This window comes from Specibacter sp. BI4, from assembly GCF_056680095.1.
Map to the genome: position 1 here is coordinate 188210 of NZ_CM155265.1, position 20785 is coordinate 208994.

The following is a 20785-nucleotide window of genomic DNA, read 5'->3' on the forward strand; positions in this document are numbered from 1 at the left end:
TAACGACATATGCCCGTATCAGCATCTTGAAAGTTCCTCAGTACGCTGGACGGGGAGAGCTGGACAGCCCCCAAACACGGACAGGCCGTCCGGTGCGTACTATGGCCCTGCACGGTGTTCCGCCAAGGCCTTGGTCAACGATGCATACCCGACGACGGTCGGGTGCAGCAGTTCTTGCGCCCGGGACTGGTTGCCGGCAGCCTCCAGCAAACCTGTCGTGCCGACGGAGTGCACCCACGGATCCGGCGAGCACACGCCGTGTCCGTCCAGCGCCGCCGCGGTTCCGGCAATGAAGGTGAGCCGTTCCTGCTCGGGGATTTTGTCATTGACCCGCTCAACGGCCTGCTGGATCTGGACATTGAGCGCGGCGACGACGGCTCCCCCAAAAACCCTCTCGGACTCGGTGATGCGTCCGCAATCTCCGGTGCCGTTGAGCAGGTTGGGGTAGGCGGGGATCCAAATTTGTCCGGAGACCGCTCCGCGCACATCCCGATACAGCACCTCAAGTGCTGCACCCAGGGACGCAATTCTGTCTTGGGTGCCCGCTGCCAGCTCTTCATCAAGTGAGCAGTCCGGCTGATCCAGCACACACCGGTCCAATAAATGCGGGAACCCAATGTCGTTTGCACCCACAATGACCACGGCGACGTCAGGATCGGCGGCGCGCAATTGTGCCAGTTGTGCATCCGGTGGAATTCGGGTCCAATCGCTCTCCGCCGGGGCGTCATGGAAATCCGCAATCTTTGACCTGGAGCATGCAGCGTTCACCACGTTTGCCGGCCCGAACAAGGACGAACCCAGCCCTTTGGCGCTGCGATGGCAGCGGTCCTCCGGACGGTCGGTTCCGGCGAGATAGCTGCGCCCGCCCTCCCCCGATGCAATGGAGTCCCCGGCCAACGCCAACACGGCCCCCTCGTCCAGGCCCCAGGCTGCCAACGCCGCCGCGTCAGGATTTTGAACCCCGGCATCCGGGCTGCCGTCCGACCCGGCGTCCACACCTGGTTTCGAGGGCGCGGGGAGGCATCCGCTGGCACTGCTGCACTCAATGGCGGCAGCGGCGTCATCGAACGTGTCCACGGAAGCCGCGGACCCGCCCAGCCCGGTCCTGCCGGCCACACGCACGTCGCCGGCAGCAGCTAAAACGAAGATTGCGCACAGCAGGAACACACCTGCCATGCGCAATCTCATCACCGTTATCGCTGCGTCATCGCTGGCGCAATGCCTCGGCGACGCCGGGACCGTTGATGCCCGCCAGCCATTCAAGCAGCTGCGGGTACGCCGAGGGGTTCCCAGCGATGGCCGCGTGCACCTGCGGATAGGCGGCGGCGAGTTCATGCAGCCGTGCCGGTGCTGTGGCGGGATCTGCCGCCTCCGCCGCGAGCGGATCGGCTGCAGCCAACGGTTCAGCCGGAGAATTTGCCGGTGTCTCCACCGGTGACTCCACGGCCGGCAGTGACCGGTTCACGACGATCGTCTCACCAGCCGGCACCTCATCGGCGACGTGCGCCTGGTCCTGGGCGGCTGTCGGCTGCAATGCCAGCCAGTCCCTGAGTCCCTGATACGTTGACGGGTTTGCCGTCAACGCTGCATGGGTCTCCGGGTGCTGGACGGCCAGTTCCTGCAGGCGGATGGGGGCCGTGGCCGGGTTGGCAGCCTCGGCCAGCAACGCCTCGACACCGGCGTCAGGGTCCCGGCGCACAACATTTGTCAGCGCACTGTCCTCGGCTGCGACAGCAGCGTTGGTCTCCCCCGCCGCAGGTTCGGCGGTCAACGGATCAACCGCTGCAGGTTCGACGGCGGACGTCGGGGTTCCCTGCGTTGCCAGCCAATCGCTCAAGCCCGGGTAAACCGACGGGTTGGCAGCAATGGCGGCATGCGTGGTGGGATGCGACACGGCCAGCTCGTACAGCCGTGCCGGGGCGGTCGCCGGGTTCGACGCTTCCGCCAACGCCTGCTCGGCCGTCACCGGCTCAGCTGCGGGCGCTGCCGCCTGCGCAGCCAGTGCCGGGGCGACAGTTGACGACGTATCGGCTGCCTGAACCCCCGGCACCTGCGGTGCCTGGAACACAGCCGGGTTGTACGGCGCACCGGGAGCCTGCTGGCCTGAGGCCTGCTGCAGCGGAGCCGCCTGAGCCGGGTGCACGCCGTCGAAACTAAATCCGGTGTTGGCGGTGCCGGTGGCAGCCAGCGTGCCAAAGTGCTCGCGCATGGCCTTCGGTGACCACAGAATGACGGCGATGGCGATGGGCAGCACGAACGCCAGAATGACGGCCGGGCCCATGAGCCACCAGCCCACGGTATTGGCGCCAACAATGACGAGCACGAGGAACAGGATAAACAACAGTCCCGCGTAGGCGGTGGCCAGCTGCTGCCCCTGGCGTGTGCCGTTCTTCAGCGCAGCGCCAGCCACGAAGTATCCGGCAACTGACACAGCTGCAAAGATCAGCGACAGCACCCAAACAACGGGCGTCTCCCGGGAATAGAAGGACACGTCAGAGCCTGCAGTGAGCACGCGAATCAAGTTCACCACGGCGACCAGTGCCACGGCTGCGGAACCGGCCAATGCCAGCAGCAGCGACGTTTTGGACACGGACTGCCACTTCTGCAATGAAGGTTGTTCAACGACGAGCCTGCCCAATGACGGAGCCGCGGCCACCGCACCAAACGCCATCCAGAACACGACGGTGAACCCGCTGCTCGCGCCATGGAAACTGGCCACAACACGTGATGATTCCGCCATCGCGATGAAGCCCAGCAGCAGGCCGGCGGCACCAATCCCGATGCCCACAAGCCGCCACGTTTGGCTCTTCTGGGCGACCTTCAACGCAACGATAACGAGCAGAGCAGGCGTAAGGAGTCCAAGAATGATCCCAGATACCGGGTACAAGGGGCTGAGGTAGGAGGATCCCAATCCGCCAGCCTCAGAAGCAGCGTTGGCGAAGTTGACCAGGTACCTGACAGTTTGAATCAACGTCGTCAGGGAAGCGATTCCGGCCAGTGCCAGCAGCGCAAGGAGCCAGCGCCTGTCGCGGGCGGTGTCCAGCTGGGTTTCACCGAGTTCCGACTGCCTCGGGGTCGCTGCAAGCAGCGCACCGGCCAGTCCGAAAGCCACCGCGGAACCCAGGGCCCGCGGGCTCACGAGTTCCAGCACCAGGTACACCACAACAACAATGAAGTACGGGGCGTTCGCCAGCAACCGCACGTCCTGCATCTTCTTGTAGTTCCAGCTTGGGCCAAAAGCGCCCGACCGCCACACATAGGTCAACCCCAGGGACAGCATGCTGAGAATCGTTACGAGCAGCACCTCGATGCGGCTGGCGGCAAGGGTGGAAACGTCCATGGAACTGGCGAACGAGGCACGCCAGGGCAGGAACAGCGAGATGATCAGCAGTGTCAGCGCGATCGCATCCATGACGTAGTCACGCGCAGTGATCGCTGCGAACGGGCTCTTGCCCCGAACGCCAGGGGCCTGTCCGGCCACACCCGGCATCTGGGCCGGGGGCTGCTGGGCAGGGAACTGCTGGCCGGGGTACGGCTGTCCCTGTTGCGGGGCGCCGGCCGGGTACCCCTGCTGGGGTGCCTGGGCTGGGGCCTGGACGGGGGCCTGGCCCGGGTAGGGGTTTTGGGCCGGGTACGGGTTGGGGGCGGGGAAATTCTGGGCGGGTGCCCCCGGCACTCCCCCAGTGTTGCCAATTGGGCCGGGCTGTTCCGGTGTAGGGTGCGTCATTTAATAGCTCCTAATGTGCGACCGTTTGGTCACTTACTGATTCAAGAATTCCAGGTCAAACCAAGCAATTGAACCGCCATGGTCTAACGGTTTCGCCACGTTGCTGTCTGACTGCTTGCCCACTTCGACAGTCAAGGTCACTGACTCAGAGTCGGCAGGAAGGTTGATGATGTGCTCGACGCCTTCCCCCACCGGGATGACTTGTTGTTTTCCATCCACCACAACTACATAGTCGGTGAATGAATTGCTTTTCACACCCGACATGACCAATTTCTGTGTGGTGCCCTTCGGAACGACCAGCTCGAGGGTTTCCTTGCCGTCATTGTTCGATGACAACGATCCCTCATACCGCCCCTCGTAGCCATCAATCTTCGGTGGCGCCACATAGCTTGAGGCTTCCACGGGTGCGGAGAACTTGACCTTGTTGCCTTCGGTCTCAAATTTTTCCTGCCACTCGTTGCCTGCCTGCAGCACCACCGTGTAGCTGCCCGGTTCCAAATCGAAATAGCGATCGTCCGAGACGGTCTTCGAGTCCATCTCGGTCGTCAAGTCTGATTTGTAAACTGTTGTTGAGATGTCGGCCTTGCCACCGTCAAGAGTGACATTCTGTGCCTTGTCCACAACCAAGGTGCGCACCGCATAACCTGCCGAATTGAACGCAATATCCTCGGTCTTGCCCAACGCCAGCTCACCGCTTGGCGCATCGGCCCGTTCCACCCGCAGCAAGGCGAGGGCTTGTTCCTTCGTTATGGAGTTCATCCAGGAAATCGCCATGTCGGTGGCTGTGTCGAGCAAGCTGACCTTCCATTTGCCGTCCTCCTTGACGGTTGTCAGGCCGAACTTCCCGTCAACGGTGAACATGGACATCGGGTTGGCGCTCGGGTTTCCGTAGTCCGCCGAATATCCTGAGCCGTTGAGGCATATTTTCTCCTCTGATGGATCAGAAATGCAGGTGTCCGTCAGGGAACCTTCGTCACCGTCAACGTTGAGGGACAGATTCTGCACGAACGCCAGCGCCCGGTTGCCGTCCTGCGGGCCGTTGGTAAAACTGGACTCTCCCAGCTTCACATCTTCGAAGTCATCCGGGTCAATATCCATGGACTCCCACAAATTTGCATACAGATAAATTGCCGCTGCTTCGTCCTTGACCAGTGACGGTGCCACCTTGATTGGATCCGCGGTCTTGAGCGCCGAGAAAGTGTTGCCAACAGCGGTGCTGGCCGCCTCATCGGGCGAGTTGCTCCCCGCCGGGAACTTGTCAGGAAGCTGGCCCCTGGCGACAGGTCCGTCTTCCTCCCCGGCCCATGTGTTTCCATATTCCAGCGCGCTGAGCATCGGGCTCAGGTACCAACGCCCATCCGTCTTGGCCGATATCAACGTCAGGCCTTTCGGGCCAAGATCAGCGACGTCGAATTCGTTTTCAATGACCTCGTCCTGGTCGGCGGCGTCCAGGGCAGCACGCAGCGCACCCTTGGTTTCTTCCGGACGAATCACCGTGCGCACTTCGCCGGAGGAGAAACGCACCTGCGCAAATTCCTCGGAAATCTTCGTTACTACAGGGGTGGCATCCGACACTGTGATCTCAACGCCGTCCAACACAAATTCCCCGGCATCCGTGGCTTCGGATGCCTCAGGCGAGATTTTCTTCAGCGCCTCGGCAATGCCGAATTCCTTGAATTTGTCGGTCACAGCGGATTGCAACCGCACCACGGCATCGCGTTCGTGCGGGGAAATGTTGGTGATGAGCCCGACAATGTCCTTGTTGTTGACCGATTCAATCAACTTTTCCCCGGCTGCCTCAGGCGATTTCTCGCCTCCGCGCATGATGTCCCTGACAATGAACAGCCCCACCAGTCCAATCACCACTATCAGGATGATTGCCGAAGCAATGATGACAAGCTTCTTTGAGGGCCGCCATCCCTTGGCAGCAACCGGTGCAGGGGCCCCTCCCTGGAACCCCTGGCCCGCGCCAAATGCCGGCCCCTGCGAAGGTGGCGGTGGCGGCGGAACCTCGGGCCCGCCGCTGGCCGGTTGATAACTGGTGCCTTGCTCTGACATAGGAATTCCCCCAAATTTTCATTAACTAAACATGCAACTCACAGAGACCGGCTGACAGCAGACAACCGTGTTTGAAACCTTTATTCCGTATTGGCCGGCAATTTCACCAGCCGAATCCACGCCGCAGCCAGGTAAATAACCCCCAATAATACAAGCACACCGGCAGCAATGCCTGCCTGCTGGAACGAATGCGTCCAGAACCAGTCGTCCTCGGACGACGGAACCAGCGCCTTCAAATCGATTGACTGGGCGCCCAAGGCAAACCCCCAACGGGTGGGCGACAACCAGGAAATTTGTTCAAGCCCCAGACGGCCCGTGACGGGGATCAGTCCGCCCGACAGGACCAGCTGGGCCATGGCCGTGACAACCAGCAGCGGCATGACCTGGTCTGCGGAACGCACCCAGGCCGACATTGCCAGCCCAAGAAAGGAACAGACGCAGGCTGTCAGGGCAATGGCGACAAAGACCTCAGTTCCCGGCAGCCCCGGCAAAAGCTGGTTGTCGGGGGCCGGCTTGCCCCAGAGGACAATAACCGTCATGACCAGGGACTGCGCCAGGCAAATGCCGGTGAAGACCAGGGCCTTGGCGAACAAGTATGGTGCCGGCCGCAGGCCAACGGCCTTTTCCCGCCGGAAGATCTCCCGTTCGGTCACCAGGTCCTTGGCCGAAAGTGCCATGCCCATGAACGCTGCGCCAAAGACCAGCACGACCAACAGCTGGCTTGGCTCACCCAGATCTGTCTGGTCCGGCACGCCAAAGCCCTTGGTGCCTGGCACGACCAGGGCAAGAACACCCAAGACCAGCGGGAGCAGGCTGAGGAAGGCGAAATAGCCTTTGTCAGCCCACAGGAGGCTCAGCTGCCGGGCCATGATGGCCCTGAACTGGCGACCGCTGGAGCTTGCACCCACGGACGGAACACGGCTCGGATCGGCCGCCGGACCGCCAGCTGGATCCGGGCCTCCCTCCGCGCCTGGTCGCGATGCCGGACCCGCCCTTCTTGGCAGCCGCGGCACATTGTCACGGAACTTGGCGTACAGCTGCTCAGGAAACTCGGAAGCTTGCTTGAACACACCAGCCCAGTTCGGGGCCTGAAAATACCCCAAGATGGCGTCAGGGGCACCCAAATAGGCCGGGAGACCGCCCTTGGCCAGCAGCACCACCCTGTCGCAAACATCCAGGTTCGCCACATTGTGCGTGACAACAACCACCACCCGCCCGGCATTGGCCAGCAGCCGCAGCGTGTCCATGACCTGTTTGTCCATGGCCGGATCCAATCCGGAGGTGGGTTCGTCCAAAATCAACAATGCCGGTTCCGTCAGCAGTTCCATGGCCACGGAGGCACGCTTGCGCTGCCCACCGGACAGCCTGCCGACTTTCGTGTCTGCCTGCTCGAGCAAATCAAGCTGGCCCAGCACCCTGTTGACCTGCTCCCGGCGTTCGGCACTGCTGGTGTCGGCAGGCAGCCGCAGCCGTGCCGCGTACTCCAGGGCCGCCCGGATTGACAGCGTTTTGTGCAGGATGTCGTCTTGGGGCACAAAACCAATCCTTGTGCGCAAGGCGGCATAGTTTTTCACGATGTCCTGGTGGTCAAACCGAACCGACCCCGAAGACGGGCGTTTGGCGCCTGTCAGCACACCCATAAGCGTTGACTTGCCCGCGCCTGAGGGGCCGATGACGGCCAACAGCTGCCCGTGCCCCGCTTCAAACTCAATGTCGCGCAGCAGGTGCTTGGGTTTGCGACCGTCGCGCACGGTGAACCCCACGGATTCCAGCCGCAGGCCCTCTTCATCCTTGACCTGTTTGAGGTCGATCAAGCCCCCCGCAAGGGATATCTCAAAGTCCGAGTTGCCAACTGTGATCCTGTCGCCAATCGAGACAGGCACCCTGCCCTGCAGCCGCACACCGTTGGCAAAGGTCCCGTTCAGGCTGCCCCGGTCCTCGATGGACAGACTGCCCTCCGACCAGTGCAGCGTTGCATGGTTCCTGGACGCCAGCACATCCCTGACGACCACGTCGTTTTCAACACCGCGGCCCAGACTGAGGCTGAACACCTGCGGCGGCTGGGGTGCCTGTGGCGTGGGCGGAAGGGGCTGAACGGGCCGGAGGGGCCGGGTCTGCGGCCGCTGTGAACTGTCGACGGCGGATGGCAGCAGGGTTGCCCCGGGTTCCGGAAGGTGCGGCGACAGCGAAAGTCCGGGGGCGCCGTCGTCCGGGTTGCCCAAATGCACCTGGGTGCCGGCATCAATTCGTAGCCGCGGCACCCTGCGCCCTGCTGACCAGAGACCTCCGGCGCTGTTTTCGTCCTGAATCCACCAACCGCCGTCGTACTGCAGGGACGCGTGGGTGCGCGAGACCTTGGGGTCGGCGACCAAAATCTGCGCGTCGGCGCCGCGGCCGATGAGCACGCGCTGCCCCGGTTGCAGCGTCCATGACCGCAACCCCACGGTCACCTCCAGGGTGGACCCGGCAGCCGTCACGGCGCGGCGCTCTCCACCGGTGCCTTGCCGGGGCGGCCGAGGAGTTTGGCCTCACCCAGGGCAAGGTTGGTCCCTGAGGACGATTCCTCGTTGCAGCTGGTTGCCTGCCACTGAATCTTCATGCGGAGCGCATCGGTCATGTCGGCGGTGATGGTGAAGGGCTTGCCGTAGGTGACGGACTGGGTGGAGACACTGCGTCCGTCGGCAAACACCTCGAGCAGGACCACGGCGCTGCTGTCCGCCGAGTCGTCGGCGATGCCGGCCGTGGCGGAGAAGGACGCGTATTTGCGGCCCAGGTTGTATTCAACAGACTCGGCTGAAGCGTAGCCGCACACCTGGACCTCCATGCTGTGGGCATAGGTTTCGCCGGAAATTTTGGATGCCCCATAATTGCCCGAGTTCCCGGAAACCGGTGACTGGTCTTCCAGGTACGCGATGACTTCCGAGCGGGCAACCGTCAACTCCACGTCGCTGCCCAGCAGCTGTCCCGCCTCGGGGTATTGGGACAGAACGGTGCCGTCGGCGACGGAGGTGTCGTATTTGTCCAGGAGCGCCACCGTGATGGGATCGCCGGGCACTTCGTCCAGGGACTGCTGTGCCTGCGCCAGGGTCTTGCCCACATAGTCAGGCGTGTACAGGCTGTCATAGGGGCCCGTTGGCCAGGAACCGTCGGTGGGCATGGACTCATGGCTCGGGGTGGGCTCATCGCTCGGAGTGGGCTCCTGCGTGGGCTCCTCCGAAGGTGTGGACGATGCCTGCTGCGTCTGCGTGGGCAGCCCTCCGGCCTCGGCATTGATGTCGTCACCCTTTTTACCCATCATGTTCAGGACGGTGAGGGATCCTCCGGCAAGCAAAATGACTGCAAGGACTGAGACGAGTGCTATCCACAGCCCCTTGCGTGACTTTTTCGGGCGCTGGGATGCCGTGCCGGCCGGCGCTGCTGAATGCCCGGCGCCCTGCTGCGCCGGCTCGTGGGGAGCCGCCAGCGTTGGGGATGCCGCGGGCGGGAGGGAAACGCTCTGTGCCGTCCCGTGCGAGTTTCCGCTGTTCTGCAGGGAGGATTGCTGCATTGACGTCGCTGCGTCGGGCAGGCTGCTGCCGTCGGGCAGATTCCCCCCGTTGGGCAGTCCCACGGGGAAACCCACGGCCTGGGTGGCCTGTGTTTCAAGGCTTGGCGCCGGGGCAGGCGGTGTCGTCAACCTCGGGGCCGGCGGGTAGGACTTCAACGAGGGGGCCAGGGCGTCCAAAATGGTGGCCACCTGGCGGGCGTTGGGGGGACGTTGGGCGGGATTCTTGGCAAGCAGCCAGCTGATCAGGTCCCACAGTTCGTCCGGAACCGCGGCCGGACGGCCTGGATTGGCGGCGCTGTGCCTGCGCAGCACGGCCATGACCGAACCGCCGGCGAATGGGGTGACGCCACAGGCCATCTCGTACAGGACAATTCCCAGCGCATACAGGTCCGACGCCGCCGTGATGGCGCCGCCTTCACTTGCCTCGGGGGCAATGTACTGCGGCGTTCCCACCAGCATGGTGCTGCGGGCCCGCTCCGTGTCCACAAGGGACGAAACACCAAAGTCGGTGACCTTGGGCACAAGGCCGCCGTTGTCCTTGGAAATTAAGACGTTTTCAGGCTTGATGTCCCTGTGCACGATGCCGGCGTCGTGAATGAGCGCCAACCCGTTGGCAATGCCTGCACCGATCTGGCAGATCATGGCCGGGGCGAGTGCCCCGAAGCGTTTCAGGTGGGCGCGCAGGTCCTGCCCTGACACCAGCTCCATGGCGATGGCAAGGGTGTGGCCCTCTACGACAAGGTCGACAACCCGCACCAGGTTGGGTCCGCTGACGGAAAGCAGGATGCTGCGTTCCTGGACGAAACGGGCAACAATCTGCGGGTCACTGGCCATGTCCGGATGCAGGACCTTGAAGGCCAGTTCATGCCCGACGTCGTCATGGCCGCGGAAAACTTCGCCCATGGCTCCGCGCCCAATGCTGTCCTGGAGGACATACTTGCTACCCAATTGCCGGCCCAAAAGGAACTCCCCCACGGTGGATTCATTGCGACGCCAGACAGGGGCGAAAGATCAGTCCCCGGTGCTGTGCCAACAGAAAAATAAGAAGCGAACACTGTGTGGATGTTCGCGGTGCTGAATACTCCAGCTTCCTTATCATAAGGGCATAGGAGACCCCGGCAGCGCTCCGAAGCCATTTTGACGCCGCTGCGCGCAACATTTACACCATTTGGAGGATAAATTCTCTCTTTGACGGCTTTCGGGGTGGGTTCACTGCAGCGGCTTCAGATCCTCGCTCAGTTGAGGGGCTGTTTTGGTGAACCGTCGCTCGGATACGGGCCGCCGTTTCCGATTCCTTTCGCAGGGATACGGGAAACTCGTGCCGGAGGGTGTCTGCTGCGCCGAGAATGACCCTGAGTCGTATCGTGTGGCGTCCCGTTTCGCCGAAATGACCCAGAACCGCGAAATAGGTGGATGTTGTGGGTCGTTTCGCGAGCTTGACCCATTCTCGACGCAGCAGCCTCAGAATCATGCGGCTTTGGCCCCTTCTCGGCCCGTATTTCCATCCCGCGAGAACTGGGTGGGCCCACGCTTGCCAGGTTCCCGAAAATCGCGCCAGCGATTTCCGGGCAGGAAGCTGGGGCCTAATCGAACCAGGGGTCGAGCCCATACAGCGGGAAAACAGCCTTTCGGGTTGCCATGACGGTCCTGTCCACTGCGTCCGACGGGTTGTACCCGACTTCCCAGGAGCGCCACCAGGTGTCGGCATCCTCGCCCATGAGCAGCGGCGCCACCATGCCGTACTTCTCCGCCACATAGGTCCGCCACGATTCGGGCACGGCGGTGCGCAGCGGAACCGGCCGTCCGGCCACGATCGCCATCAGGTGGCTCCACACCCGCGGCACCACGCTGACAATGTTGTAGCCGCCCCCGCCGGTGGCAATCCAGCGCCCGCCGCACACCTTGTCGGCGAGCGCGGCAATGCTCAGGGCCGCCTCCCGCTGCCCGTCCACCGAGGTGTTCAGGTGCGTCAGCTCGTCTTCGCGGTGCGAATCACAGCCGTGCTGACTGACGATGACCTCGGGCTCGAAGGCTTCAACCAATTGGGGCACGACGGCGTGAAAGGCCCTGAGCCAACCGGCATCCGAGGTGTTGGCCGGCAGGGCAACGTTCACCGCGGTGCCCACCGCCTGCGGTCCGCCCAGGTCGTTGGCGAATCCCGTGCCGGGGAACAGCGTCACCCCTGATTCGTGCAGGGAGATGGTCAGGACCCGGGGATCGTCCCAAAAGATTCGTTCGGTGCCGTCGCCGTGGTGCGCATCAATGTCAATGTAGGCAATCTTCGTGACCCCCGAGTCAAGCAGTTTCATGATTGACAGGGCCACGTCGTTATAGATGCAAAAGCCGCTGGCCTTGTCCGCGAAGGCGTGGTGCATGCCGCCGCCAAAGTTCACCGCCCGCGGCACTGCTCCGCTGATCAAGGCATTGGCGGCCACCAGCGAGCCCCCGGCCAGCCTGGCGCTGGCTTCATGAATGCCGGCAAAGGCGGGATCGTCTTCGGTGCCCAGCCCGTGGGCCTGGTCTGTCAGTGTCGGGTCGTTCCCGACCCGGCACACCGCGGCGATGTAGTCGCGGGTGTGCACCTTGGCAAGTTCGTCGTCGGACGCCACATAGGACTCCACAACATCCACTTGGGGCAGGTCAAAAATTCCCAGCTCCCGGGCCAGCGTCGCTGTGAGGTCAAGGCGCTTGGGCGACATGGGATGATTTGGGCCGAAATTGTACGCGGACATGGCCGCATCGCAGACTATGCTTGTCGGGACGGCCGCTGGCCCTGCGCTGGCAAAGGATGACATCCATCACAGGCTACCGAAGTTCGGCCACAATTGCCGTATCCGCGGCTTGTCAACACTTCACGGCAGGAGGGGCAGCGCAGCGGTGAGTTCCAATTCGACACTTTCCCAGTGGCTGCCGCGATGGCCGTTAAGAGTCGTGGTAAGCGTCCGCGATTTTGTCGACAGGGTCGCCAACAGTTCACCGGCCAGGTTGGCCTTGATTGTCTTTGCGCTTGTCATTTTCGCATTCACCTTGACCCTGTGCCTGCCCGTGGCCTCCCGTGACGGCCAGCCCACAGCCTTCCACGACGCCCTCTTCACGGCCGTCTCCGCCGTCTGCGTCACCGGCCTGACAACCGTCTCGACTGCCCTGCACTGGTCATTTTTCGGCCAGCTTGTCATTTTGATTGGTATTTTTGTTGGCGGCTTGGGCATCCTGACGTTGGCTTCGCTGATGTCGTTGATGGTCAGCAAGCGGTTGGGTGTGCGTGGAAAACTCATCGCCCAGGAGGCCATGAACGCCGGGCGGCTGGGCGAGGTCGGCACCCTGCTGCGCATCGTCATCAGCACCTCGGTGGCCATTGAATTGGTGATTGCACTGGCACTGGCCCCCCGCTTCCTGATCCTGGGTGAATCCCTCCCCCAGGCGATCTGGCATGCAGCCTTTTACTCCATTTCCTCCTTTAACAATGCAGGCTTCACACCCCATTCCGACGGCGTCGTCCCCTACGAGGCCGATCTGTGGATCCTGGTCCCGCTGATGATTGGCGGGTTCATTGGCAGCCTCGGCTTCCCGGTGCTCATGGTGCTGCTGGCCGTAGGTTTCCGCTTCAAGAAGTGGACCCTGCACGCCAAGCTCACCATCCAGGTCTCCCTGTTGCTGCTCGTTACCGGCACCATCCTGTGGGGTGCCATGGAGTGGACGAACCCCGACACCATTGGACCCATGAGTGTCGGGGACAAGGTCACCCACTCTGTTTTTGCCTCCATCATGACCCGGTCCCTGGGTTTCAACCTGGTCGACATGAACGCGATGAACACCTCCACGATGCTGCTCACGGACGCACTGATGTTTGTGGGCGGCGGCTCCGCGTCCACGGCAGGCGGCATCAAGGTCACGACGCTTGCGGTCATGTTCCTGGCCATCGTGGCCGAGGCCCGCGGCGACAACGACGTGAAGATCTACGGCCGCACCATCCCGCAAGGCACCATGCGGGTGGCCATCTCCGTGATCATGATGGGCGCCACCTTCGTCATGATCGCGTCCGGCCTGCTGCTGGCGATCTCCGGGGAAAGCCTGGACCGGGTGCTCTTTGAAACCATCTCCGCCTTCGCCACAGTCGGGTTGAGCACGGGGCTCAGCGCCGAGCTCCCGCCGTCGGGCGTCTATGTCCTGTGCGCCATGATGTTCTTTGGCCGCGTCGGTTCCATCACGCTGGCAGCCGCCCTGGCCCTGCGCCAGCGCCGCCAACTGTTCCACTATCCGGAAGAAAGGCCCATCATTGGCTGACAAAATAGACTCCAGCAACCGCCCGCCGCACAATTCCCCGGTGTTGGTCGTTGGGCTGGGCCGTTTCGGCGCCGCCACGGCGCACCAGCTGGTCAAGCAGGGCCGGGAGGTGCTCGCGATCGAGCGCGACCCCGCCCTGGTGCAGAAGTGGGCCGGCGTGCTCACCCACGTGGTCGAGGCCGACGCCACCAACATTGACGCGCTGCGCCAGCTCGGGGCACAGGACTTCAGCTCCGCCGTCGTGGGTGTGGGCACGTCCATCGAATCCAGCGTGCTCATCACAGTGAACCTCGTGGATTTGGGCATCGCGCACCTGTGGGTCAAGGCGATCACGCAGTCGCACGGCAAGATCCTGACCCGCATTGGTGCCAACCACGTCATCTACCCGGAGGCCGACGCCGGTGTCCGTGCCGCGCACCTGGTGGGCGGGCGCATGCTGGACTTCATCGAGTTCGACGACGATTTCGCGATCGTGAAAATGTACCCGCCGAAGGAAACCCAGGGCTTCACCTTGGAGGAATCCAAGGTCCGCTCCAAGTACGGTGTCACAGTGGTCGGGGTGAAATCGCCGGGCGAGGACTTCACCTACGCGCAGCCGCACACGCGCGTTTCCAGCCGCGACATGCTCATCGTCTCCGGCTACGTTGACCTGCTCGAACGGTTCGCCTCGCGCCCCTGATCTCACGTTTTTGGGTTGGGCCGCGTCTACAGGGCAGGAGGTGTTTTTTGATGGTTCAACACATGGTTTTTGATTCTCCCATCGGCCCGCTGACGGCGGTGGAGCACGACGCCGGACTGGCGGCCGTGTACATGACGGTGCACAAGCGCCGCCCGGCCTTGGAGACGTTGGGTGAGCGGGTGGCTGCGTCTTCGTCGCCGGTGCTGGCTGCGACGGCGGAGCAGCTGGGCGAGTATTTTACGCGTGAACGGCGGGAGTTTTCCATGCCCCTGGCACCCGTTGGGAGTGAATTTCAGCAGCGGGTCTGGGCTGCCCTGCGGGAGATCCCTTACGGGGAGCTGCGCAGCTACGGCGAGCTGGCCGCAATGCTTGGTGATCCGTCCATGGCACAGGCTGTGGGATCGGCGAACGGCCGCAACCCCATCAGCATCATCGTGCCCTGCCACCGGGTGGTGGGCTCCGACGGTTCGCTGGTTGGCTATGCAGGCGGGCTGGAACGCAAGCAGTTCCTGCTGGAGCTGGAAAACCCGTCGTGGACGCACACCGAGGCGCTGTTTTAGTTGGGAGCCCTTGCCGGGTCGTCTCCGGGCGCCACGCTGCCACCCTTTGAGGTGCTCGTAACGCGGCACGGCGCCGCGGTGCTGCGGGTGTGCCGGGCACTGGTTGGCCCCGACGACGCCGACGATATCTGGCAGGAAACTTTTCTGGCAGCCCTCCGCGTCTACCCCACCACCGTGAATGTCCGGAACAGGGAGGCCTGGCTCGTCACGATCGCCCGCAACAAGGCCGTTGACCACCACCGCAAGGCCAAACGGTTGCCCGCTCCCGTCGACAGCGCGCTTCCTGCTGCCGGTGAGGGGCCCGGCGGTGACTTCCGGCGGAGCGGAGGGGACGTCGTCGTCCGTTCCGTGGAAGCTGGTGAGGAAGCAGATCTGGTGTGGTCAGCTTTGGCCGCGTTGCCACCCAAGCAGCGGGAAGCAGTGGTTTTCCACCATTTAGCCGGCCTTGCCTATGCCGAGGTGGCGCAATTGTTGGGCAATTCCGAGGCCGCGGCGAGGCGGGCCGCAGCGGATGGGATGAAGTCGTTGAGAGTGTTTTTGGGCCAGGAACGAGAGGAACATTTGTGATGGATGCGCAATCAAAACTGCCCGAAGCTGCCGCATTGGCGGTTCTGCCCGCCGAACTGGCCGCCGTCGAGGAGGGCGAATCGGCGACTCTGGCTCGTCTTGGCGGCTTGTTCAAGGACTCGGCGGTGCTGGTCGGATTGGCGGATGTCGCCTACCGGATCATCGACTCCCCCGTGGGCCCGTTGCTATTGGCAGGAACGGAGCGAGGCCTGGTTCGTGTGGCATTTGCGCGGGAGGGGCATGAAACGGTGCTGGCTTCCCTCGCCGCGATGGTCAGCCCCCGCGTTTTGCTGCTGCCGGCACGGTTGGATTCGGCGGCGCGGGAACTCGATGAGTACTTTGCCGGTCGGCGGACGGTGTTTGACCTTGCGCTGGACTTCCGTCTGGCCACCGGTTTCCGACGCGAGGTGCTGGCTCATTTGCCTGACATTGGGTACGGCCGCACGGCCAGCTACGCCGCCGTGGCCGCCCTGACCTCCAGCCCGCGGGCTGTGCGTGCGGTGGGGACCGCCTGTGCACGCAACCCGCTGCCGCTGGTGGTGCCCTGCCACCGGGTGATCCGCTCCGATGGCAGCCAGGGCGCGTATTTGGGCGGCGTAGAGGCAAAATCACTGCTCTTGGCTCTGGAATCTGCTGCCGCGTAGAGCCGCCTCTCAAGGCTTAGGCAGCGACTCCGGGCTTGAGGAGGATTGGCCCGGCGTGGCATTCAGTCGTCTCGCGGGGCCGCACCATGCAGGGCATGATCGACCAGCTTCTCCACGATCGATTTGTCCAGCGGAACACGCAGGACAAGGAGGCGGTGATAGCACGCACCCCAGAGCTGGTCGACGATGATGTCGAGGTCGGCGTCGGCGCGAAGCTGCCCGGCTTCGCGCGCCGCGAGCAGACGGGTGCGGGCAAGTGCGCGGCGAGGGAGGGCGTAGCTTTGCGCCCAGGCCTGTGCGAGGTCGGGATCCAGCTGCGCGGCACCAATGAGTTCCGACACCGGTTTCCCCGCTCCTCCCACTGTCATGAGTTCGACGAACGACGCCAGCTGCGTCACTAAATCGGTGCGGAGGTCCCCGGTGTCCGCAAAATCCAACAAGGGTTCACTGCGCGCGAAGTACGCCTCGGCTGCCAGTGCCCCGGGCGACGGCCACCACCGGTAGAGCGTCACCTTGCTGGATCCGGCCTCATTCGCGACCCTGTCGAAGGTCACCGCCTGGATGCCGTCCTGCAACAGGAGTCGCCCGGCAGCGTCGAGCACACCGCGCCGCACTTCCTCGGCGGGACGGCGTCCGCGGCCCCGGCGTTCGACGGTGGATTCAGACATCACACTCACCTTATGGACATTTTGTACATTTCTACCTAAAATCCTAAATGTACTACTTGTACACATCCTAGTGGAGGCCGGGCCATGAACAGCACCAAATATCGTCGCGTGGCGATCGTTACAGGAGGATCCGGTGGCATTGGACGCGCCGTGGCGTCCCGACTGGCAGCGGATGGCATGGCCGTCGTCGTTCATTATTCGGGTAACAGGCAGCGGGCTGAGGAGACCGCGAATGAAATCACCGCCGCGGGCGGCCTGGCCATTGTGGCCGGAGGAGACGTCGCAGACGAGACCGCCATGACCGAGCTCTTCAACCTTGCAGCGGAGCAATTCGGCGGGGTGGATGTACTCGTGCACACGGCCGGCATCATGCCACTTGCACCGATCGCCGAGCTGGATCTCAACACCTTCGACGCCGTCCAGCGCACGAACGTCCGCGGGACCGTCGTCGTTGACCAACTCGCTGCCCGCCGAATCCGCGACGGAGGGGCGATCATCAACTTCTCGACCTCCATCACCCGCCTCCAGTATCCCGGCTACGGTGCGTACGCCGCCTCGAAGGGCGCAGTCGAGGCCATCACTCTGATCCTTGCGAGGGAGATGCGCGGTCGCGACGTGACAGTGAACGCCGTCGCCCCGGGCCCCACGTCCACGCCGTTGTTCCTTGAGGGAAAGTCCGAGCAGCAGATCAACCAGATCGCCTCCGGCAACCCCATGCAGCGCCTCGGAGTGCCCGACGACATCGCCGAAGCCGTGGCGTTCCTGGCGGGCCCCGGGCGATGGATCAACGGTCAAGTAGTTCATGTCAACGGCGCTGCAGCCTAAGGACGCCGGGATCATGACCGCCCCTGGCAGGAACCGTTCACGGGGCAGGAGCAAGACACTGACACAGCCGGTGCGAACCCCTGTTGAGATGCAGGCAACGCAACAGGGGCTCTGGGGCCATGGCGTTATATGGCGGAGAGTTCTTCCGTGATTTGCGCAGCCCTGGCAGCAGCGGCCTGCGCCCCGGCTTTGATGAGGCCGGGCAGCCCGTCCCTGTCGAAGCTGGCAATGGCTTGTTCGGTGGTGCCCTTGGGGCTGGTGACAGCGCGACGGAGCTCGGTCGCATTGGCACCCGGCTCGGCCAGCATAATGCCGGCGCCGGCCACGGTTTCGCGAGCGAGCACCTGGGCGACCTCGGGCGAAAGCCCGAAGTCTTCAGCGGCTGCGGCCATCGCTTCGGCCAGATAAAACGCATAGGCCGGTCCGGAGCCGCTGATGGCTGACACGGCGTTTTGCTGGTCCTCCGGGACATCCAGGACCACGCCCGAGCCGTCGAAGATCTCGTGGGCGGCCGCCAAGTGGTGCTCGTCGACGGCGGAACCTGCAGAAAGGGCAACCACGCCGCGGCCCACCTTCAGCGGCGTGTTGGGCATGGAGCGCACAACCGGCTGTCCCGGACGCAGTGCGGCCTCCATCTGGGCCAGGGAAACAGCAGCGGCAACGCTGATGACCACGGCACGGGAGTCCAGCGCGTCGGCAACTTCGCGGCACATCGCAGCGATGCCAACGGGCTTGACAGCCAAAATCACCACGCTGGCACCCTCAACTGCCTCGACGTTGGCCGCAGCCTCTTCATTGGAGGCCATGGCGGTGACGCCATGGCGGGCGGCCAATTCGGTGGCCCGCTCGGGCCGGCGGACAGTCACGACCACTGACTGCGGCGAGACCCCGGCAGCCAACATGCCACCCAAAATGGCTTCACCCATGGAACCACAGCCAAGAAACACAATTTTTTTCATCATCTGTCCATCTTTCTTCGCTGCGCCACGACATGCAACCGCGCACCGATTTAACCACCGGCAATCCGGCACCCATGGCCGAAAGAAAAGTGCTTCAGGGCAAACGCACAGCTTGCGCCCGGGCTACTCTCAACCGCGGGCCATAGTATTTTAAATACCTCATAAGGGTGCGAGTGATGATCGGACTGGCCTTGTCCTGAAGGCCGGTCAAATCGCCGGAGAACTCGCCAGTGATTCCCCCCATCCACTGGTGACATGTCTCCGGCGATTTCGCATTTAAAGGTCAACGCGGGCTCCACTGGAGGCCAAAGTTGTCATGTGCGTGGGCGAATCACAACAACGGCCCCGGCACCCCGCAAAGCGGAGCCGGCAACCCCCGTGGCGGCTGCGGAACGCAGCTACGGGACGTTCTGGCCAAGGTGCTCGCGGGCAAACTCCAACGTTTCGGCCAGCCATTCCTCGCGCTGGCCGGCACCCTTGGCCTTGCGGGTGGAAATTTCGGCGACCACCACGCCGTCGAACCCGTTGCCGGCGATGTGCTGGAGCACCTCGACACACTCCTGCGTGCCGTGGCCCGGAATCAAATGCTGATCCTTCGTCGACGGTGAGATGCCATCCGTGAGGTGGATGTGCCGCAAGCGCTCACCAAGCGCCTTCACGGCGTCAAGGCTGGAGGCCCCGGCGGACGCCGCATGGGAGAAATCCCAGGTGACGTCGCTGTAGTCCTGCGGAACAGGGTCCCAGTGCGGCAGGTAGGCCAGCGCCTCGCGCCCGCGCAGCCGCCACGGGTACATGTTTTCAACGGCGATGCGCACCCCAAACGCGTCCGCGATGTCGCGCACGCCGTGGGCAAACGTTTCGGCGTAGTCGTTTTGCCAGCGGAACGGCGGATGGACCACCACGACGTCGGCGCCAACGTCCACGGCCATCTGGGCTGAACGCTGGACCTTGTTCCAGGCGCTGCCCCACACCTGCTGGGTGAGCAGGAGCGTGGGGGCATGAATGGCGACGATGGGCTGGTCGTAGCGCTCCGCCAGGCGGTTCAGCGCCGAGGAGTCCTGGCTGTCTCCGTTGTGCGTCACCAGCACCTCGACGCCGTCGTAGCCAAGGTCCGCAGCGACGGCAAAGCCGTCATGGACCGACAGCGGATACACGGAGGCGGTGGACAGGGCAACGGGAATGGGCTGCCGCGCGGCAGGCTCGGCGCCCTGGCCGTCGGCGGAATTCGTGGGTGCGTGCGTCATCTGCGTCTACCTCGTTTCAGAATTGATCAGCTTGGCAACATGGGCCGGCGGGTCCAGCGGACCGTCAAAGACCAGCTGGTCAAGGCGGCGCAGGATCAGCCCTTCCCGCAATGCCCAGGGGCTGATTTGCATGCTCGTCACATTGAACAACTCCATCGCCGTCTGGGCCACGAGCGCGCCGGCCAGCACCTGCGGGGCGCGGGCGGCGGAGACACCCGGCAGGTGCAGCCTGTCCGCCCACGACATTGCCGACAGCCGCTGTGACCACAGGCCCAAATCGCTGAGGTGCAGCTCCCTGCGCACATAGGGTCCCATAGACGACGGCGCAGCGCCCGTGATGCGCGCCAGCGCCCGGAAGGTTTTGGATGAGCCGGTGACGATGTTGGGCACCCCGAGCGCCTGGGTGGCGGCAATGGGCTCCCTGAGGGATTCCTTGATGTGCTTGCGCAGCCTTTTCACGCTCTTGGCCGTGGGCGGGTCCTCGGACAGCCACTCCCTGGTCAGGCGGCCGGCGCCCAACTGCACCGAATGGGCAAGATCGGGTAGTTCGTTGCTGCCCTGGGAGATTTCAAAGGAGCCGCCGCCGATGTCCAGGTTCAAGATGGTGCCGGCACCCCAGCCGTGCCAGCGCCGCACCGCAAAGAACGTCATGGCCGACTCTTCCTCGCCGGTGAGTTCGGTCAGGCGGATGGTGGTTTCATGCTGCACGCGGTCCAGCACGGCGGCACCGTTGGTTGATTCCCGGATGGCGGAGGTGCAAAACGCCAGCAGGTCCTTGGCCTTGTGCTTGGCCGCGAATTCCCACGCCTCAAGGATGAACTCGATCAGTTCGTGCTGGCCGGCATCGCTGATGTTGCCCTCGGCGTCAAGGTGCTTCACCAGGCTCAGCGGCCGTTTGTGGGAGGCGAAGGGCACGGGGTTGGCCCCCGGGTGTGCGTCAACCAGGAGCAAGTGGACTGTATTGGACCCGATATCGAGTACGCCTAATCTCATAGGCCCATTATTGTCCCTCCGGGCCCATTC

General features: G+C 63.6%; 16 protein-coding genes and 2 pseudogenes. 6 read left to right on the forward strand and 12 right to left on the reverse strand.

From position 1 onward, the window contains the following. Positions 1–99 precede the first annotated feature (99 nt). The 8 genes and pseudogenes from AC1L6K_RS00985 to AC1L6K_RS01020 all read right to left on the reverse strand — a co-directional run bounded on the left by AC1L6K_RS00985 (position 100) and on the right by AC1L6K_RS01020 (position 12064). Positions 100–1176, reverse strand: coding sequence for a GDSL-type esterase/lipase family protein (locus AC1L6K_RS00985; RefSeq protein ID WP_480950892.1), 1077 nt, complete (start codon positions 1174–1176; stop codon positions 100–102). A 28-nt stretch (positions 1177–1204) separates the two neighbouring features. Beyond that, positions 1205–3727 (reverse strand): DUF7937 domain-containing protein, encoded by a 2523-nt coding sequence (locus AC1L6K_RS00990; RefSeq protein WP_480950893.1) that lies wholly within the window; start codon positions 3725–3727, stop codon positions 1205–1207. A 33-nt stretch (positions 3728–3760) separates the two neighbouring features. Then, the gene (locus tag AC1L6K_RS00995; RefSeq protein WP_480950894.1) at positions 3761–5785 is read right to left on the reverse strand and encodes a hypothetical protein; all 2025 of its coding nucleotides are present in this window, start codon (positions 5783–5785) and stop codon (positions 3761–3763) included. 80 nt (positions 5786–5865) lie between these two features. Beyond that, a complete protein-coding gene (locus AC1L6K_RS01000) occupies positions 5866–6996 on the reverse strand; it encodes an ABC transporter permease (RefSeq protein ID WP_480952667.1) in 1131 nt (376 codons plus the stop codon). Further along, a pseudogene (locus AC1L6K_RS01005) lies at positions 6982–7548 on the reverse strand (ABC transporter ATP-binding protein); the annotation flags it as partial. The pseudogene AC1L6K_RS01005 and the gene AC1L6K_RS01000, both read right to left, overlap by 15 nt. 78 nt (positions 7549–7626) lie before the next feature. Beyond that, positions 7627–8262 (reverse strand): annotated as a pseudogene (locus AC1L6K_RS01010) (FHA domain-containing protein); the annotation flags it as partial. Beyond that, positions 8259–10307, reverse strand: coding sequence for a protein kinase domain-containing protein (locus AC1L6K_RS01015; RefSeq protein ID WP_480950895.1), 2049 nt, complete (start codon positions 10305–10307; stop codon positions 8259–8261). The gene AC1L6K_RS01015 and the pseudogene AC1L6K_RS01010, both read right to left, overlap by 4 nt. Positions 10308–10915: 608 nt before the next feature. After that, complete coding sequence (locus AC1L6K_RS01020) at positions 10916–12064, reverse strand: acetoin utilization protein AcuC (RefSeq protein WP_480952668.1); 1149 nt, start codon at positions 12062–12064, stop codon at positions 10916–10918. Positions 12065–12239: 175 nt separating this feature from the next. Between AC1L6K_RS01020 and AC1L6K_RS01025 the strand changes: the two genes are divergently transcribed. From AC1L6K_RS01025 to AC1L6K_RS01045, 5 genes are all read left to right on the forward strand, one after another. Further along, complete coding sequence (locus AC1L6K_RS01025) at positions 12240–13616, forward strand: TrkH family potassium uptake protein (RefSeq protein WP_480952669.1); 1377 nt, start codon at positions 12240–12242, stop codon at positions 13614–13616. Between the two features lie 40 nt (positions 13617–13656). Further along, positions 13657–14295 carry a potassium channel family protein gene (locus AC1L6K_RS01030; RefSeq protein ID WP_480952670.1) on the forward strand — a complete coding sequence of 213 codons (639 nt, stop codon included), beginning with the start codon at positions 13657–13659 and terminating at the stop codon, positions 14293–14295. 62 nt (positions 14296–14357) lie between these two features. Continuing rightward, entirely contained in the window at positions 14358–14855 is a 498-nt protein-coding gene (locus AC1L6K_RS01035; protein ID WP_480950896.1) for a methylated-DNA--[protein]-cysteine S-methyltransferase, read from the forward strand. Beyond that, positions 14856–15422, forward strand: coding sequence for an RNA polymerase sigma factor (locus AC1L6K_RS01040; protein ID WP_480950897.1), 567 nt, complete (start codon positions 14856–14858; stop codon positions 15420–15422). It begins immediately after the preceding gene. Further along, positions 15422–16066, forward strand: coding sequence for a methylated-DNA--[protein]-cysteine S-methyltransferase (locus AC1L6K_RS01045; protein WP_480950898.1), 645 nt, complete (start codon positions 15422–15424; stop codon positions 16064–16066). Before AC1L6K_RS01040 ends, AC1L6K_RS01045 begins: the two co-directional genes overlap by 1 nt. A gap of 62 nt (positions 16067–16128) precedes the next feature. Here the strand turns inward: AC1L6K_RS01045 and AC1L6K_RS01050 are convergent, their stop codons facing one another. Next, complete coding sequence (locus tag AC1L6K_RS01050) at positions 16129–16734, reverse strand: TetR/AcrR family transcriptional regulator C-terminal ligand-binding domain-containing protein (RefSeq protein WP_480950899.1); 606 nt, start codon at positions 16732–16734, stop codon at positions 16129–16131. A gap of 84 nt (positions 16735–16818) precedes the next feature. Between AC1L6K_RS01050 and AC1L6K_RS01055 the strand changes: the two genes are divergently transcribed. Beyond that, positions 16819–17559 carry an SDR family oxidoreductase gene (locus AC1L6K_RS01055; RefSeq protein WP_480950900.1) on the forward strand — a complete coding sequence of 247 codons (741 nt, stop codon included), beginning with the start codon at positions 16819–16821 and terminating at the stop codon, positions 17557–17559. Positions 17560–17684: 125 nt separating this feature from the next. Here the strand turns inward: AC1L6K_RS01055 and proC are convergent, their stop codons facing one another. The 3 genes from proC to AC1L6K_RS01070 form a co-directional block, all read right to left on the reverse strand. Then, positions 17685–18521, reverse strand: a complete 837-nt coding sequence (gene proC / locus AC1L6K_RS01060; RefSeq protein ID WP_480950901.1) for a pyrroline-5-carboxylate reductase — start codon at positions 18519–18521, stop codon at positions 17685–17687. A gap of 395 nt (positions 18522–18916) precedes the next feature. Further along, positions 18917–19762 (reverse strand): sugar phosphate isomerase/epimerase family protein, encoded by an 846-nt coding sequence (locus AC1L6K_RS01065; RefSeq protein WP_480950902.1) that lies wholly within the window; start codon positions 19760–19762, stop codon positions 18917–18919. A gap of 6 nt (positions 19763–19768) precedes the next feature. Further along, positions 19769–20755, reverse strand: coding sequence for a Ppx/GppA phosphatase family protein (locus AC1L6K_RS01070; RefSeq protein ID WP_480950903.1), 987 nt, complete (start codon positions 20753–20755; stop codon positions 19769–19771). Positions 20756–20785: the final 30 nt, after the last annotated feature.